Source organism: Nocardioides szechwanensis (genome assembly GCF_900103935.1).
Classification (GTDB): domain Bacteria; phylum Actinomycetota; class Actinomycetes; order Propionibacteriales; family Nocardioidaceae; genus Nocardioides; species Nocardioides szechwanensis.
In genome coordinates, this window is record NZ_FNIC01000003.1 from 134,624 (window position 1) to 147,827 (window position 13,204).

Below are 13,204 nucleotides of genomic sequence, written 5' to 3' on the forward strand. Positions count from 1 at the left end.
GGTAGCCGGCGGAGCCGTGACTCCCCGGCGCTAGTGTGATCGCGTGCCGCATCCGGACCGCCACCGACACCATCTCAACCTGCAGCAGCGCTCGACGCTCGCAGGGGAGGCAGCGGCGGCGGCGGCGGAGGTCGAGACCGCGCTGGTCACGCCCGCCGACCCGTTCTCGGCGGCCTTCTTCGACGTCGACAACACCGTCATGCAGGGCGCCAGCATCTTCCACCTGGCCCGCGGGCTGCACCGGCGCGACTTCTTCACGACCCGCGACATCCTGGGCGCCGCGTGGAAGCAGGCCTACTTCCGCGTGGTCGGCGTCGAGGACCCCGAGCACGTGGCCGAGGCCCGCAACTCGGCGCTGAGCTTCATCGCCGGCCACACGGTCAGCGAGCTCGAGGAGCTCGGCGAGGAGATCTTCGACGAGGCCATGGCTCACCGGATCTGGCCCGGCACCCGGGCCCTCGCCCAGATGCACCTCGACCAGGGCCAGCGGGTCTGGCTGGTCACCGCCGCGCCGATCGAGATCGCCACGATCATCGCCCGCCGCCTCGGGCTGACCGGCGCGATGGGCACGGTCTCCGAGCACGTCGACGGCGTCTACACCGGACAGCTGGTGGGCGACCTCCTCCACGGCCCCGCCAAGGCGGAGGCGATCAAGGCACTGGCCGCCCGCGAAGGACTCGACCTGTCCGCGTGCTCGGCCTACTCCGACTCCTACAACGACCTGCCGATGCTCTCGCTCGTCGGTGACCCGATCGCGATCAACCCGGACGCCCGGCTCCGGGTCCACGCCCGGGCGCAGGGCTGGCGCATCCGCGACTACCGCACCGGCCGCAAGGCGGCGCGGGCCGGCCTGGTGGTGGGTGCCGTGGCCGGCGGGGTGTCCGGCACCGTGGCCGCCGCGCTGGCCCTCCGCAGGCGCCGCTGACCCCCACCGAACGAGTCCTCTGTAACTCTGCGTCACAACATTTTACTGACTCAGAGGCGATGCTGCCCTAAGATCGGCAGGGCATGGGGGAACGAATCGCTGGAGGGTTGCTATCGGCACGCCGTCGGACGGTCTGGACATCACGCGCGGGCTCGACGCCCTGCGCGTCGTCCTCACGCGTCTGATCATCGTCCCGCAGCCCCTCCTCGCAGGCGGGTACGACGTCCTGTTCAGCGAGGCGCTCGCCGGCGACAGCATCGGCCGCCCCAGTGCCACCGGTGGCTCCGGAGGATTCGGCGACGCCGACCTGGCCACCTCCTCGGAGGAGGACGAGTTCGAGCGCACCAGGCTGATCGCGCTGGTCGAGCTGGCCCGCACCGGCGACTCGGACGCCTTCGGTCTCCTCTACGACCACTACCAGAGCTCGGTCTACCGCTTCCTCTACTACCGCACCCGCTCGGCCACCCTCGCCGAGGACCTCACCTCCGAGACCTTCTTCCGGGCGCTGCGGAGCATGACCAACTTCCGCTGGCAGGGCAAGGACTTCGGCGCCTGGCTCATGACCATCGCCCGCAACCTCGCCACCGACCACTTCAAGGCCGGCCGCACCCGCCTCGAGATGACCACCGAGGACATGGGCGCGCACGACGACAGCACCGAGGGCCCCGAGCTGACGGTGCTCGCGGGCCTCACCAACGAGATCCTCCTCAAGGCACTCACCCAGCTCCCCGACGAGCAGCGCGACTGCCTGGTCATGCGCTTCCTGCAGGGCATGAGCATCGCCGAGACGGCGGCCGTCCTGGGCCGCAGCGACGGCGCCGTCAAGCAGCTCCAGCTGCGCGGCGTACGCAACCTCGCGAAGCTGATGCCGGAAGGGATCCGGGGCTGATGACGTTCATCCAGAGGCAGCCCGCGTGCCCCGGCCTTAAGCACGTGGCTCAGGCCACCATTTTGCCCGTCGTCCCCGCCGTAACCTCCCTGGCAACCGGCTCGTTTAGCCGAGTGTCAGCACGCACCACACAGACACAGACATTCAGTACAGGACGGAAGAGATGACACCCGCATTCACGGCGCGCAAGCGCGCCGAGGAGTTCAACTCCCTGGTCGAGAACGCCTCGACCAGCGAGCTGACCCGTGCGCGGTACGTCGACGTCCTCGAGCTAGTCGAGGCCATGCGCCACGCAGCCCCCGTCGAGGCCCACCCGGCCTTCGTCGCCAACCTGCGTGAGCGGCTGATGCTGGCCGCCGACGCCGCCCTCGCGCCGGCCACCGACGCCGAGCTCAAGGCACGTCTGACCGTTGCACCGCGCCGCACCCCTCGCGAGCGCCGGATCGCTGTCGCGATCGGTGGTTTCGCGATCGTCGGCGCCACGACCTCGATGGCCGTCGCCGCCCAGACCGCCCTCCCGGGCGACACGCTCTACCCGCTCAAGCGCGCCCTCGAGAACGCCCACGCGGGCGTCCAGGTCGACGAGGGCGACAAGGGCGAGACCCTGCTGGCCAACGCCTCCGGACGCCTCGACGAGGTCGACGAGCTGAGCCGCCAGGGCGCCGGCCAGGACGGCCTCGCGATCGCCGAGACGCTCCAGGCGTTCGCCGACCAGGCCACGGCTGCCTCCGACCTGCTGATCGCCAGCTACCAGAGCACCGGCCAGGAGGGCTCGATCGCCGAGCTCCGCGAGTTCGCCGCCGACAGCATCGCCGCCCTCGAGCAGCTCGAGGGCGTCGTGCCCAACGAGGCCCGCGCGGCGCTGATCCAGGCCGTGCAGGTCCTGAGCCAGATCGACGAGCAGGCCCTCTTCGCCTGCCCGAGCTGTGCGCCCGGCGGCCCGGTCTCGATCCCCCAGGAACTCCTCGACCACGTGGCCTCGACGGTCACCGGCGACGGCGAGCCCGAGAGCGCCCCGCCGGTCGGCACCCCCGACGGCAAGGGCAAGGGCAACAAGGGCAAGGGCAACCAGGGTCCGGGCGGCACAACCCCGCCCGAGGCCGAGCCTGGCGACGGGTCCGGCACCGGCACCCCGCCCGTGCAGCAGCCCGGCGGCTCCGACGGAGACCCCACCGACGAGCAGACCGACGACCCGATCGGCGACATCACCAAGGGCCTGACGGGCGGGGCCACCTCGATCCCGTCCTCGTTGCCCGAGCTCGGCAACGTCATCGGTGACGTCGTCGAGGACGTCACCGAGCCGCTGCTGCCCTGATCCTCCTCAGCCAGGCTCAGCCCGACTCCTAGATCAGCGGAAGACGGACTGGCGCTGCATGAGCAGCGAGTAGAGCGTCTGCTGGATCGTCTCGCGCACCTGGTCGGTCACGTTGAAGACCAGCATGGGGTCGTCGGACGCCCCGCCGTCGTACTCGTCGGTGCGGATCGGCTCGCCGAACTCCAGCAGCCACTTGGACGGCAACGGCACCAGACCGAGCGGTCCGAGGAGCGGGAAGAACGGCGTGATCGGGATGTAGGGCACGCCCAGGACCCGGGCCAGGCCCGGGATGTTGCCGACCAGGGGGTAGATCTCCTCGGCACCGACGACCGCGAGCGGCACGATGGGTACGCCGGTGCGCAGCGCGGCCGACACGAAGCCGCCGCGGCCGAAGCGCTGCAGCTTGTAGCGGTCGGAGTAGGGCTTGCCGATGCCCTTGAAGCCCTCGGGCCAGACGCCCACCAGCTCACCGCCGCGCAGCATCCGCTCGGCGTCCTCGGTGCACGCCATCGTCGCGCCACCCTTGCGGGCGAGCGCACTGACCAGCGGCATCCGGAAGACCAGGTCGGCACCGAGCGGCCGCAGGAACCGGCCGGTGTGGTCGTGGATCGAGACCATCGTCATCAGGCCGTCGACCGGGATCGTGCCGGAGTGGTTGGACACGACCAGCGCGCCACCCTCGGTGGGGATGTTGTCGACGCCGCGGACCTCGATGCGGAACCACTTCTCCGCGATCGGGCGCAGCGTGGCCATGAAGAACCGCTGGGTGACCTCCTGGTCGAAGCCGTACTCGTCGACGACGTAGTCGCCGGTCAGCCGGCGTCGCACGAACGCGAGGAAGCGGGCGAGCTGCGGCTCCCACTGGTCGCCGAACACCTCGCGGGCGGCGTACTGGAAGGCGGAAAGCCAGTCGGAGCTGGGGATGCCCGCCATGGGATGACGCTCGCGGGTGGTCGCCGGTGCGGCGGCGTGCGGCTGCGGGGTCTCGATCACCGGGGTGTCGTCGACTGCCGGGGCCGGCGGAGCATCCGGCTGTGAAGGCTTCTTCGTGGGGGCCTTGGACCCGGCCTTGGGAGCCTTGGGCTGGGCCTTGGTCCTGGGCGTGGGAGCCAGGCTGCGCGCGGCCGAGCTCGGTTGGGTACCGGTGCCGCGGCCCGGACGGCCGCGGGTCCCGATCGGGATGATCTCGGCGTCACCCACGGCGACCACCTCCTGTGCCGATCTCGACAACGCTGGTGGGCTGCTCGACGTCGGTGTCGGGGAGCTGGCGGGCGACCGCGGCCAGCACCTTGTCGGTGCGGCCTCCGGTGACGGGCAGGAGGCGGCCGAAGTCGGCGAACGCCTCGGCGGTGGTGAAGCGCGGCTCGAAGCCGAGCACCTCGCGCATCCTGGTGGTGTCGACGCCGCGCCCGTAGGTGAGGAACGAGAGCTGCTCGGGCGAGAAGTCGGCAACCCGCGCCGAGCGCAGGAAGGAGCCGAGGGTGCCGACCGCGAAGCCGGGCATCGGGACGATCGGGCGCTGCAGCCGGCGCGCGGCCTGCGAGAGCATCAGGATGCCGTCACCGGCGACGTTGAAGGTGCCGTGGATGTCGTTGCCGACGCTGTGGCGCAGCACCGCGAGGAGGTCGTCCTGGTGGAGGAACTGCAGCCGGGCGTCGAAGCCGAGGACGACGGGCAGCACCGGGAGCCGGAAGTAGGACGTCATCGGGCTCGAGACGTGCGGACCGATCACATTGGCCGCCCGCAGCAGCGTGACTCGTACGTCGGGGCGCCGGCGCGCGAAGCCGCGGACGTAGCCCTCGATCTCGGCGACGTCCTTGGCGTAGCCCGCGCGCGGAGCCCGCCGGGGCTCCATGTCCTCGGTGAACATCGCCGGGTCGCGGTTGCTCGCGCCGTAGACGGTGGTCGTCGACTTCACGACCAGGTGGCGCAGCCCGGGGGCCTTCTGACAGGCAGCGAGGAGCTGCATCGTCCCGATGACGTTGAGCTCTTTCATCGTGTTGCGGCCCCCGGCGCTGCCGGGGGTCGAGATGACGCTCATGTGGACGACGGTGTCGACGTCCTCCTTGGCGATCACCTTGGCGATCACCGGGTTGCGGATGTCGGCGCGGACGAACGACACCTCGCCCATGTCACCGCGTGGGGGCACCACGTCGACGCCGATCACCCGGGCGACGCCGGGGTCGGCGGCGATGGCACGCGCGGCCTTGCGACCGAGGTCACGAGAGACCCCGGTGACGAGTACTACCTTGCCGGCGCCGGCCATCGAGTCAGAAGCCTGACCGCGCGCTTACTTGCCGAGCTTGCGACGCTGGACGCGCGTCTTCTTCAGCAGCTTGCGGTGCTTCTTCTTCGCCATACGCTTGCGACGCTTCTTGATGACAGAACCCACGAATAAACCTCTCCAGACTGCATAGTCGCTCCAGGAGTCGCCCGGAGAACCCGGTCAGCCTATCGGCGTGGGTGCGAGCACGAAGAATCCGCCTACGTGAGTTCCACCATGTGGGTCCGCGGCGGCGGCGCCGGACGTGCCCTGAACGGGGTCAGCCGGCGTTGTAGAAGCTCTTGCGGAGGTAGTCGTTGACGTCCTCCTCGAGCACCCGGAAGGACCGCCCGACGCGCAGCGCGGGCAGCTCACCGCCGTGCACGAGCCGGTAGACCGTCATCTTGGAGACCCGCATCATCGCGGCAACCTCGGCGATAGTCAGGAACTTGGACTCGGAGAGATCTCCAGTCGTGTTCGAAGCCATGGCGCACCCAACTCTCTGTGCGCTCGCCATCGGCTTCCCCACCGATGATCACACGGGCGCGTCGTGGTGAGAATAGGGCCAGAAGTGACTGATGGGGAAGGGATTCACCAATGTAACTTCTGGGGCTTCGGCGTGTCGGCTTGACCTGGCGCGTTCCCGGTCAGGGCATCGGGTCCAGTCCGTGCAGCGGGAACGCCTCCATACGGGTCGCGTGGATGGCCCGATCGAGCCAGGTCTCGGGGTCGTAGCCGTCCTCCCAGCGCCGGTAGGCGGGGGTCCGGCCGTCGGTCATCCGGAACGGCGCGGTGCGTCCCATCGTCTCGCGGACGTGCTCGCGCCAGCCCGGCGGCGTCTCCAGCGTCGGCTCCAGCGGGCGGCCGCCGACGATGGCGAGCAGGTGGCTCCAGGCCCGAGGAACCACCTCGACGAGCGCGTAGCCACCGCCCCCGGTCGCGACCCACTTGCCCCCGGCCACCTCGTGCGCCAGCTCGTGCAGTGCCTGGTAGGTGGCGCGCTGTCCGTCGACGGTGAGCATCAGGTGCGCCAGCGGGTCGTCGGCGTGGGAGTCGCAGCCGTGCTGGGTCACCAGGATCTCGGGGGCGAACTCCCGCAGCAGCGGGGGTACGACGGCATGGAAGGCGCGCAGCCAGCCCGCGTCGCTGGTGCCCGGCGGGAGGGGGACGTTGACCGCCGTACCCTCGGCGCCGGGGCCACCCAGGTCGACGGAGAAGCCGGTGCCCGGGAAGAGCATCTGGCCGGTCTCGTGCAGCGAGATCGTGAGCACCCGCGGGTCGTCCCAGAAGATCGCCTCGACGCCGTCGCCGTGGTGGACGTCGACGTCGACGTAGGCGACCTTCTGCGCACCCTGGTCCAGGAGGTACTGGATGCCGACCGCGATGTCGTTGTAGATGCAGAACCCGCTCGCGCGGTCACGCATCGCGTGGTGCAGGCCGCCGGTGATGTTGGCGCTGTGGAGCGACTCGCCGGTCCACACCTGGCGAAAAGCCTCGCAGCTGGCCCCCACGACGTGGGCGGAGGCACGGTGCATGCCGAGGAAGACCGGGTTGTCGTCGGTGCCGAGGCCGAACGCCTCCTCCCCCGGTCCGGGGTTGTCGCCCATGCGCTTGACCGCCGCGATCAACCGCTCGTCGTGCACGGTGGCGATCGTCGCGTCGTCGGCCATCGGGGCGTCGACCAGCCGCAGCCCGTGGTCGAAGACCCCCAGCTCGCGGGCCAGACGCATCGTCAGGTCGACTCGCAGCGGGGACATCGGGTGCCCCTGTCCGAAGTCGTACTCCGTCAGGCTCTCGTCGAACACCACCGTCGCCGGCCCGGTGCATTCTGCCGCCGTGGTCATGTCTGCAACCTACTCGCCGCCTGCCCGGGAGAAGTGGCAGGATGGGCTCGTGCTGAACACCCGATCGACCCAGTGGTGGGCCGCCTGACCGGCGGACCACGACGAAGCACACCCTTCAACGGCCGCCTGCGGGCGGCCGTCGTGCATTTCCGGCACTGATCGGCGTCCTGCGGGCCTCACCTCAGGAGTACCTCATGACCACCCACCACCAGACCACCCGGCGGCTCTCGCTGCTGAAGCCGACCGGGCGCCTCACCCTCGGCAACCTGCTCGGCGCCCTGCGCCCGATGGCTGCGGCGCAGCACGACGCGGACTGCTTCTACGGCATCGCCGACCTGCACGCCCTGACGGTCACCCACTCGCCCGGGCGGTTGCGCGAGCTCGTACGCGAGCAGGCGACGCTTCTGCTCGCGGTCGGGCTCGACTCGAGCACGCTGTTCGTCCAGAGCCGGGTGCCGGCGCACAGCGAGCTGGGTTACCTGCTCGAGTGCGTCGCCACGACCGGTGAGCTGAACCGGATGATCCAGTTCAAGGAGAAGGGCCGGGGTGTCGACGGGACACGGGTGTCGCTCTACACCTACCCGGCGCTGATGGCGGCCGACATCCTGCTCTACCGGCCGACGCAGGTGCCGGTCGGCGACGACCAGCGCCAGCACGTCGAGCTCACCCGCGACCTGGCGATCCGGTTCAACAACACCTACGGGCAGGTGTTCACGGTCCCGGAGATCACCACCCCGCCGACCGGTGCCCGGGTCATGGACCTCGCGGACCCGACCAGCAAGATGGGCAAGACCGGGAGCGACGGCGCCGGCGTGATCGGCCTGCTCGACCCGCCCGACGTCGTACGGCGCAAGGTGGGGCGGGCGGTCACCGACAGCGACACCGGGCCCTCCGCGCTCACGGCCGACCGCCACACCAAGCCCGGTGTCACCAACCTGCTCGACATCCTGGTCGCGTGCGGCGGCTCGCCCGACGGGCTGACGACGTACGGCGCCCTCAAGAAGGCGGTCACCGACGCGGTCGTCGCCGAGCTCGAGCCGATCCAGAAGCGGTACGCCGACCTCGCGGCCGACCCCGCGGCGGTCACCGAGGTCTACGCCGCCGGTGCGGCCCGCTGCCGCGAGGTCACGGGTCCGGTGCTCGCCGCGGCGCAGGCGGCGGTGGGGTTGTGAGTCAGGCGCGCACGAACTCCGCGACGACGTGGCCGAGCTCCTCGCCGGCGTCCTCCTGGAGGAAGTGGCCGGCGCCGCGCAGGGTCGGGTGGTCGAGGCCGGCGGCGCCGGGGATCAGCTTGCGCATGATCGGGCCCATGGCTCCGGTGATCGGGTCGCCGTCGCTGAACGCCGTGAGGAACGGCTTGCCCCAGGTGGCGAGCACCGCCCACGCGGCCCGGTTGGCGGCGGCCGCGGGGTCCTCGGGGTCGGTCGGCACCAGTGTCGGCATCACCCGCGGCCCGGCCTTGGCCTCCTCGACCGGGAAGGGTGCGTCGTACGCCGCCCGGCCGGCCTCGGAGAGCCCGCGCAGGCAGCCGGCCTCGACGAAGCGGCCGATGTCGAGCGCCGGCGCGCTCTCGACGGCGCGACGGAACTCCCACCAGATCTCGGGCATGTCGAAGTCACCGGTCGGGAGGCCGGTGTTGGCGGCCACGATCCGCTCGAAGCGCGAGGGGTTCTCCGCGGCCAGGCGAAGCCCGATCAGGCCGCCCCAGTCCTGGCCGACCAGCGTCATGTCGGTGAGGTCGAGCTCGTCGACCACCAGCGAGCGCACCCACTCGACGTGACGGGCGAAGCTGTGGTCGGCGGTGGCCAGCGGCTTGTCCGAGCGCCCGAAGCCGACCAGGTCGGGCGCGATCACGCGCATCCCGGCATCGACGAGCACGCGGATGACGTGGCGGTAGAGGTAGGACCAGGTGGGCTCGCCGTGCAGCAGCAGGACGACCGGCCCGTCGGCCGGGCCGGCCTCGACCCACGCCATCCGCAGGCTGCCGCCGTCCTGGTCGGGGACGTCGGCGTACGACGGGTCCCACGGGAAGTCGTCCAGCCCGGCAAAGCGGTCGTCGGGGGTTCGGTAGGTCTGCACCTCCTCACTATGCCAGTGGGGACCTGCTCCGTTCAGCGTCCCGCTCGGCCAGCTGCTTCAGCGTCAGCAGCTCCTTGCGCATCATCACCAGGTCTCCCCAGGCCAGCAGGGGCGCGCGCACGCGGGCGACGCGCCCGTCGACCTCGGAGACGAGGCGGCAGACCATGCGGCTGGCGGTCGGGTCCGACCCGTCGGGCTCGGCGGCGTACGTCACCGCGACCGGCCCGAACAGCCTGGCGGCCCCGGGCGTCGTGACGCCGGTCCAGTGGTGCCCGGGCTCGTACGACGTCACGCGGAAGATCATCATCAGCTTGCCGACGTGCAGCTCGTCGGCGCCCGGGGTCAGCTCACGCGGGCTGCGCCGGCCGCGGTTGTCCAGCAGGTCGTAGGAGTAGGGCGCGACCGCGATCTGGCAGAGCCAGCGCCAGGACAGCTCCCGTGGGGCCGCGACGCGCACGGCCCGCGTCATGGCCGTCGTCCGGCCGTCCAGGAGGCGGTCGGCCGGGTAGTCGCGCAGCACCTCGTCGGAGGTGGCGCCCCAGACGTGCGGGAGTCGGCTCAAGTGCCCTCGGCGAGCTCGCGCGAGCGGTCGCGCGCAGCCTCCATGGCGGCGAGGAACGCGGCGCGCACCTTGTGGATCTCCAGCTCACGCAGCGCGGACGCCGTCGTACCACCGGGAGAGGTGACCTGCTCGCGCAGCACGGTGGGGTGGGTGCCGGTCTCGCGCAGCATCTTGGCCGAGCCGACCAGGGTCTGGATGACCAGCTCGCTCGCCATCGCGCGCGGCAGCCCGAGGTGGACGCCCGCCTCGATCATCGACTCGACGACGAAGAAGATGTAGGCGGGCCCGGACCCGGAGATCGCGGTGACGGCGTCCTGCTGCCGCTCGGGGACGCGGACGACCTTGCCCACCGACGCGAGCAGCGACTCGGCCTCGGCCAGGTGGGACTCGTCGCAGTGGGAGCCGGGCGAGATCGCGGCCATGCCCTCGTCGACGAGAGCCGGGGTGTTGGGCATGACGCGTACGACGGCGATGCCCTCGGGCACGCGGGACTCGATGAACGCGGTGGTGATGCCGGCGGCGAGCGAGACGATCAGCTGGCCCGGGCGCAGCACGCCGGAGATCTCGTCGAGCAGGTCACCCATGTCCTGGGGCTTGACGACCAGGGCGAGGGTGTCGGCCTTCTCGGCCGCCTCGATGTTGGTGACCACGGCGACGCCGTAGCGCTGCTCGAGCTCGGCGGCGCGCTCGGCGCGCTTCTCGCCGACGAGCAGGTTGTCGACGCGGCGGCCGGCGCGGACGAGGCCCGAGAGCAGGGTCTCGCCCATCACCCCGGCGCCGAGGATGGCTGTCTGCGAGCCCATGTTTCCACTCCTGTACTGGATTTCGACGCGCCTTCGCGGCCTCGTCCCTCGCCCGCGAGCTTGCTCAATCTTCGCCCGCCACGCGTCCGCTCCTTCGTCGCGGCCACTGCGATCTCACTTCTTCGAGAACAAGGACTTCACGAAGAATGACAGGTTCTGCGGTCGCTCGGCGAGCCGACGCATCAGGTAGCCGTACCACTCCTCGCCGTAGGGGACGTAGACCCGCACGGTCTCGCCGCTGGTGGCGAGCCGGCGCTGCTCGTCGGGGCGGATGCCGAACAGCATCTGGAACTCGTAGGTCTTCTGGGCGCGGCCGTAGCGGCTGGCCAGCGACGAGGCGATCTCGATCATCCGCGGGTCGTGGGTGGCGATCATCGGGTAGGCCTCGCTGGCGAGCAGGATCTTCAGGCAGCGCACGTAGGACTTGTCGACGTCGATCTTGTCCTGGAAGGCCACCGACTCGGGCTCGTTGTAGGCGCCCTTGCACAGACGCACGCGCGAGCCCTCGTAGGCGAGGGAGCGGCAGTCGTCCTCGGTGCGGTGGAGGTAGGCCTGGAGCACGGCGCCGGTCTCCGGGAAGTCCTTGCGCAGGTCGCGCAGGATCGCCAGCGTCGAGTCGGTGGTGGTGTGGTCCTCCATGTCGAGGGTCACCGTCGTCCCGGCGTTGCGGGCGGCGCGGCAGATGGTGCGGGCGTTCTCGAGCGCGATCTTGTGACCACCACCGAAGCCCAGGGAGTCGGGCAGAGCCTGGCCGATCGCCGACAGCTTGACCGACACCTCGGCGTGCCGCGGCAGCCCCTTGGTGGAGAGCTGACGCAGCAGCTCGACGTAGGCGGCGACGGTGGCGTCGGCCTGCTCGACGTCGGTGGTGTCCTCGCCGAGGAAGTCGAGCGTGATCTTGAGATGGTCGTCGACCAGTGCCGCGGTCGCGTGGACGGCCGACTCGGTGGTCTCGCCGGGCACATAGCTCGTCACGATGCTCGCGGTCACCGGGAGCGTGCTGACGAGCTTCTTGACCCGGCCACTTCGGGAGAGGAGCAGGATCGGCTGGCGCAGCAGGGACATGCGCTCCAGATTACGCGGTACGGCGGCGCAGGGTCGCCGCCCCCAGGGCCAGGCCCGCCAGCACGAACGCCGCCACCACGACCAGGTCGCCCCACACCTCGCCGGCGCTCGACGACACGGTCAGGTGGGTCATGGCGTCGACGGCGTAGGACAGCGGGAGTACGTCGGAGATGGCGCCGAGGACGTCGGGCATCGAGTCGCGCGGCACCAGCAGCCCGCACAGCAGGATCTGCGGCACCACGATCGCGGGCATGAACTGCACGGCCTGGAACTCGGTGCGCGCGAACGCCGACACGAACAGCCCCAGTGCGGTGCCCAGGGTGGCGTCGACGACGGCGACCAGGGTCAGCAGCCACACGTGGCCCACGATCTCGAGCCCGAGCAGCCCCACGCTGACCCCGACCGCGAGCACGGACTGGAGCGCCGCGACCACGCCGAACGCCACGGCGTACCCGACCAGGAAGTCGAGCTTGCCCATCGGCATCGCGAGCAACCGCTCGAGGGTGCCGGAGGAGCGCTCGCGCAGGGTGGTCACGCTGGTCACGAGGAACATCACGATGAACGGGAAGATCGCGAGCAGCGCCGGGCCGATCCGGTCGAAGATCGGGCCGGAGTCGTTGTACATCCACCAGAGCAGGGTCATCAGCAGGCAGGGCAGGACGAGCAGCATCGCGAGGGTGCGGTGGTCGCGCCGGAGCTGGCTGAGGACGCGGCCGGTGACCGCCATGGTGATCCGGGGGTTCATGCCGGGCTCGCTTCCACGAGGGCGAGGAACGCGGTCTCGATGTCGTCGGCGCCCGCCGCGGCCTTGATTGCGGCGGGTGTGTCGTCGGCGATGATCCGGCCCTCGCGCATGAGCAGCAGCCGGTCGCAGCGCTCGGCCTCGTCCATGACGTGGCTGGAGACCAGGACCGTGGCTCCGGCGTCGGCGATCCGGTGGAACAGCTCCCAGAGGTCGCGGCGCAGCACCGGGTCGAGGCCCACGGTCGGCTCGTCGAGCACCAGGAGGTCGGGTTTCCCGAGCAGCGCGACGGCCAGGCTGACCCGGGAGAGCTGGCCACCGCTGAGGTTGCCGGCCAGCGCGTCGCGGTGACTGGTGAGGTCGACCGCCTCGACGGCCCGGTCGACCTCGTCGGCGCCGACGCCGAGGACCCGGGCGAAGAAGCGGAGGTTCTCGGTGACGGACAGGTCGAGGTAGACGCTGGAGTCCTGCGTGACGTAGCCGATCCGGTCGCGCAGCGGGGCGCTGCCCGCCGGCTCCCCCAGCACGCTGACGGTTCCGCTGTCGACCCGCTGCACGCCGACGATCGAGCGCAGCAGCGTTGACTTGCCGCAGCCCGAGGGCCCGAGCAGCCCGGTCACGCCCTTGCCGATCACGAGGTCGAGCCCGGTCAGTACCGGCCTCCCACCTCTCACCACCGTCAGCCCGCTGACCTCCACGGTCGATTTCATCATGTGA

The 13,204-nt window shown here is 70.8% G+C and carries 15 protein-coding genes; 4 read left to right on the forward strand and 11 right to left on the reverse strand.

The window, feature by feature from the left end; all coding sequences use genetic code 11:
• Positions 1 to 43 precede the first annotated feature (43 nt).
• The 3 genes from BLR90_RS09220 (at position 44) to BLR90_RS09230 (ending at position 3,129) form a co-directional block, all read left to right on the forward strand.
• Positions 44 to 925: an HAD family hydrolase gene (locus tag BLR90_RS09220; RefSeq protein WP_091024819.1), complete on the forward strand. Its 882-nt coding sequence runs from the start codon at positions 44 to 46 to the stop codon at positions 923 to 925.
• A gap of 367 nt (positions 926 to 1,292) precedes the next feature.
• On the forward strand, positions 1,293 to 1,814 hold the full coding sequence (locus tag BLR90_RS09225) for a sigma-70 family RNA polymerase sigma factor (protein WP_245715251.1): 522 nt from the start codon (positions 1,293 to 1,295) through the stop codon (positions 1,812 to 1,814).
• Positions 1,815 to 1,977: 163 nt separating this feature from the next.
• Positions 1,978 to 3,129 carry a DUF5667 domain-containing protein gene (locus BLR90_RS09230; RefSeq protein ID WP_091024822.1) on the forward strand — a complete coding sequence of 384 codons (1,152 nt, stop codon included), beginning with the start codon at positions 1,978 to 1,980 and terminating at the stop codon, positions 3,127 to 3,129.
• A gap of 33 nt (positions 3,130 to 3,162) precedes the next feature.
• On the opposite strand, the gene BLR90_RS09235 is transcribed toward BLR90_RS09230, so the two are convergent.
• The 5 genes from BLR90_RS09235 to BLR90_RS09255 all read right to left on the reverse strand — a co-directional run bounded on the left by BLR90_RS09235 (position 3,163) and on the right by BLR90_RS09255 (position 7,236).
• The gene (locus BLR90_RS09235; protein ID WP_091025174.1) at positions 3,163 to 4,329 is read right to left on the reverse strand and encodes a lysophospholipid acyltransferase family protein; all 1,167 of its coding nucleotides are present in this window, start codon (positions 4,327 to 4,329) and stop codon (positions 3,163 to 3,165) included.
• Positions 4,322 to 5,395, reverse strand: coding sequence for an NAD-dependent epimerase/dehydratase family protein (locus BLR90_RS09240; RefSeq protein WP_091024824.1), 1,074 nt, complete (start codon positions 5,393 to 5,395; stop codon positions 4,322 to 4,324). Before BLR90_RS09240 ends, BLR90_RS09235 begins: the two co-directional genes overlap by 8 nt.
• Positions 5,396 to 5,419: 24 nt before the next feature.
• Positions 5,420 to 5,521, reverse strand: coding sequence for a 30S ribosomal protein bS22 (locus BLR90_RS09245; protein ID WP_008356322.1), 102 nt, complete (start codon positions 5,519 to 5,521; stop codon positions 5,420 to 5,422).
• A gap of 151 nt (positions 5,522 to 5,672) precedes the next feature.
• Positions 5,673 to 5,879 carry a helix-turn-helix domain-containing protein gene (locus BLR90_RS09250; protein ID WP_091024826.1) on the reverse strand — a complete coding sequence of 69 codons (207 nt, stop codon included), beginning with the start codon at positions 5,877 to 5,879 and terminating at the stop codon, positions 5,673 to 5,675.
• A gap of 160 nt (positions 5,880 to 6,039) precedes the next feature.
• Positions 6,040 to 7,236 (reverse strand): acetoin utilization protein AcuC, encoded by a 1,197-nt coding sequence (locus tag BLR90_RS09255; RefSeq protein WP_091024828.1) that lies wholly within the window; start codon positions 7,234 to 7,236, stop codon positions 6,040 to 6,042.
• A 194-nt stretch (positions 7,237 to 7,430) separates the two neighbouring features.
• Between BLR90_RS09255 and trpS the strand changes: the two genes are divergently transcribed.
• A complete protein-coding gene (trpS, locus tag BLR90_RS09260; RefSeq protein ID WP_091024830.1) occupies positions 7,431 to 8,408 on the forward strand; it encodes a tryptophan--tRNA ligase in 978 nt (325 codons plus the stop codon).
• Position 8,409: 1 nt separating this feature from the next.
• Here the strand turns inward: trpS and BLR90_RS09265 are convergent, their stop codons facing one another.
• The 6 genes from BLR90_RS09265 to BLR90_RS09290 form a co-directional block, all read right to left on the reverse strand.
• On the reverse strand, positions 8,410 to 9,315 hold the full coding sequence (locus BLR90_RS09265) for a haloalkane dehalogenase (RefSeq protein WP_091024834.1): 906 nt from the start codon (positions 9,313 to 9,315) through the stop codon (positions 8,410 to 8,412).
• A gap of 7 nt (positions 9,316 to 9,322) precedes the next feature.
• Complete coding sequence (locus BLR90_RS09270) at positions 9,323 to 9,877, reverse strand: SRPBCC family protein (protein ID WP_091024836.1); 555 nt, start codon at positions 9,875 to 9,877, stop codon at positions 9,323 to 9,325.
• Positions 9,874 to 10,680 (reverse strand): pyrroline-5-carboxylate reductase, encoded by an 807-nt coding sequence (gene proC / locus BLR90_RS09275; RefSeq protein ID WP_091024839.1) that lies wholly within the window; start codon positions 10,678 to 10,680, stop codon positions 9,874 to 9,876. Before proC ends, BLR90_RS09270 begins: the two co-directional genes overlap by 4 nt.
• A gap of 114 nt (positions 10,681 to 10,794) precedes the next feature.
• Positions 10,795 to 11,745 (reverse strand): proline dehydrogenase family protein, encoded by a 951-nt coding sequence (locus BLR90_RS09280; RefSeq protein ID WP_218029350.1) that lies wholly within the window; start codon positions 11,743 to 11,745, stop codon positions 10,795 to 10,797.
• Between the two features lie 10 nt (positions 11,746 to 11,755).
• On the reverse strand, positions 11,756 to 12,490 hold the full coding sequence (locus BLR90_RS09285) for an ABC transporter permease (protein WP_091024841.1): 735 nt from the start codon (positions 12,488 to 12,490) through the stop codon (positions 11,756 to 11,758).
• Entirely contained in the window at positions 12,487 to 13,200 is a 714-nt protein-coding gene (locus tag BLR90_RS09290) for an ABC transporter ATP-binding protein (protein WP_091024842.1), read from the reverse strand. The genes BLR90_RS09285 and BLR90_RS09290 overlap by 4 nt, the downstream gene beginning before the upstream one ends.
• Between the last annotated feature and the right edge of the window lie 4 nt (positions 13,201 to 13,204).